The sequence below is a fragment of the Longimicrobium sp. genome (assembly GCF_036554565.1).
GTDB lineage: Bacteria > Gemmatimonadota > Gemmatimonadetes > Longimicrobiales > Longimicrobiaceae > Longimicrobium.
This window is the reverse complement of record NZ_DATBNB010000632.1, coordinates 1-2746: the sequence shown is the minus strand read 5'-3', so window position 1 is coordinate 2746 and position 2746 is coordinate 1. Positions and strand designations below refer to the sequence as shown.

General features: G+C 72.9%; 1 protein-coding gene. It reads right to left on the bottom strand.

Annotated features, from left to right (window positions below; genetic code table 11):
* Positions 1-58: 58 nt before the first annotated feature.
* Entirely contained in the window at positions 59-2155 is a 2097-nt protein-coding gene (locus tag VIB55_RS17560; protein ID WP_331877970.1) for a M20/M25/M40 family metallo-hydrolase, read from the bottom strand.
* Between the last annotated feature and the right edge of the window lie 591 nt (positions 2156-2746).

Genomic DNA, 2746 nt, shown 5'->3' with positions numbered 1-2746 from the left:
CATGCAAGCGCCTCTGCGTCCTCTCTGTCCCCTCTGCGACCTCTGCGTGAAACTGCAGTTAGTTCGTGAGCGCGCCACGAGCCTCGACGAGCGCCGCCGTGGCGGCATCGAACCGCGAGGCAAGATCAGCCACCTCGCGTTCGGTGAGCGCGCGGTCGCTCGCGCGGACGGCCTCGGACACGGACGGGAACACCACGTTCGAGTATCCGTTGTTCTCGTCCGCGGCGTAGATCAGCGCGCGGAACCAGGGCCGGGTACCCAGCCCCTCCGGCCGGGTGAGCGCACGCTCCACGCGCATCAGCGCCGCGTTGATGCGCTGCAGCGTGGCGCGTCCCGGCGCCCGGCCGGCGAGCGCGGCGTCGCGCGCGGCGGCGAACTCCGTGGCGGCCGCGTGCATCCGGTCGATGGACGCGCGCAGGGGGTCCGTCGACAGCTCCCACCCTTGCTTGCGGATGGCCGCATCCATCATGGGCAGGTAGCCGCGCATGGTCCGCGCGAACTCGGCGTAGTCGTACGGCAGCACGTCGGCGTTGGCCAGGCGCAGCATCATCGCCGCACCCACCTGCGCAGCCGCCGCGTGGCTCTTCCACTCGGGGTCGCCAAAGCGCCGCATCCACTCGTACGAGTCGTACTGGGAGTGGTACACGCCGTATCGGCCGCCGAAGCCCCAGTCCGCGTGCGGAATGCCCAGATGGTTGTAGAAGCCCGCGAAGTCCGATCCGCCGCCCGGGTCGCCCATGGAGGGCTCGGCCGAGTCCGCCACGGCCGCGCGCCGCCGCCACGTCTCGTACACGCTCCCCTGCCCGGACGGGTCCGGCACCACGCGCGCCACGTCACGCAGCGTGGCCCGGAGCGAGGGCGAGCCGCCGCCCCCGAAGTCCGGCCCCAGCGCCGACGCGTCCTGGTTGAGGTACGCCACCGCGCCGCGCAGCAGCCGTGCGCTGTCCTGCTCCACGTACTCGGTGCTGCCGATCAGCCCCCACTCCTCGGCGTCCCAGGTGGCGAACATCACCGTGCGGCGCGGGCGGTTGCCGTGGGCGGCCTGCTCGATGAGGGCGCGCGCCGCCTCCAGCACGCTCACCGTACCGCTGACGTTGTCGGCCGCGCCGGGGCCCCAGGCGTCGCGGTGCGCGCCGATCATCACGATCTCGTCCGGGAACTCCGATCCGCGGATGATCCCGAAGGTGTTCCAGATCTCCTTGAACCCCGCCGTTTCCGCGTCCGTCTCCACCCGCAGCCGCGCGGCCACGGGGCCGGGGCCCAGGTGATAGCGGAACGGAAGCCCGCCCTGCCACTCCTGCGGCACGTCGGGGCCGCGGACGCCGCGCAGAAGCTCAGCCGCGTCGCCGTACGCCATGGGAACCACGGGAATGCGCGGGACGGACATCTCGCCCGCGGGGAGGCGGCGGGCGCCCTCGACGCTGGGCCAGCCCGGCGTGGAGGGGTCGCCGTTGCCGTTCATCACGCTGCCGCGCTGCACGGCGTCGGCGGGGCGCATGGGGCCTTCCGGATACACATCGTCCACCACGTACCCGTCGTCGCGCGGATCGCTGTAGATGATCAGCCCCACGGCCCCGTTCCGCTCCGCCTCGCGCGCCTTGATGCCGCGGTAGCTCCTGCCGTAGCGCGCGATGGCGATCTTGCCGCGCACGCTCACCCCCAGCGAGTCCAGCCGCGCGTAGTCCTCGATCAGCCCGTAGTTGACGTACACCACCTCGGCCGAAACGTCGCCGGCCGCACTGTAGCCGTTCACCGTGAGGTAGGGCGGCATCCCCGACGTGCTGTCGCCCGGTACGGCCGGCTCGGCCAGCTCCAGCTCCCTGGGGTCGGGCGAGACGCGCCAGGCGCGGACGGCGGTGGCGTGCGGCAGCCAGACGCGGTATTCGCGCACCTCCGTCTGCAGCCCCATCGCGCGCATCTGCTGGATCACGTAGTCGCGCGTGCGGGCCTGCGCCGGTGTGCCGGCCACGTGCGGCTCGGCGCTGAGCACGCGCGCGTGGGCATGGGCGCGCTGGGGCGTGGGGGCGCGCACGGCGGCTGCCTCGGCGGCGCGCTCGCGCTCGGCGGACCGCGGCGAGTAGCCGGGCATGGGCTGCTGGGCGGCGAGCGCCGCCGGGATCAGCACGGCGGCGAGCGGGGCGATGCGTCGGAACACGGTGCGCCGGGGTGCGGGGAGTCTGCCGGGAGGACGAGCGGAAGGTATTCGCGGGAGAGGAGATCGGAAAGCGGGGCGGACACGTTCAGCGGAGGCCTCGACCCTGCTGGGGCGACTGAAGTCGCGGCAACGACGGCCCAAAGTCCGCTTTCGCGGACTGCCAGCGGAGGGTGTGCGCGCGAGCCGTCCAACGCGCACCTGTCATCCCGACGGAGCGGCCACGCAAAACGCCCGTACGCCGTCGATGGCAGCGACGAGGGACCCGCCACACATTGATCGAAGCACACCGACAGCCGGTGCCCATCCCCAGCCTGTCAGCCTGAGGCGCAGGCGCACCGTGCCTGCCCGTACGCCGCCCCCGCGCGCCGAAGGATCTAACCGCGGACGGGTACCAGCCAGGGCGCGGCAGCGGGCACAACAGCCGCGGCCTCGGCCCTGCTGGGGCGACTGAAGTCGCGGCAACAACGGCCCAAAGTCCGCCTTCGCGGACTGCTGGCGGAGGGATGTGCGCGAGGCCGTCCGCAGCGCGATCGAATTCTCCCCTCTCCCGCTTGCGGGAGAGGGGCCGGGGGTGAGGGCAGCCGCGGCATG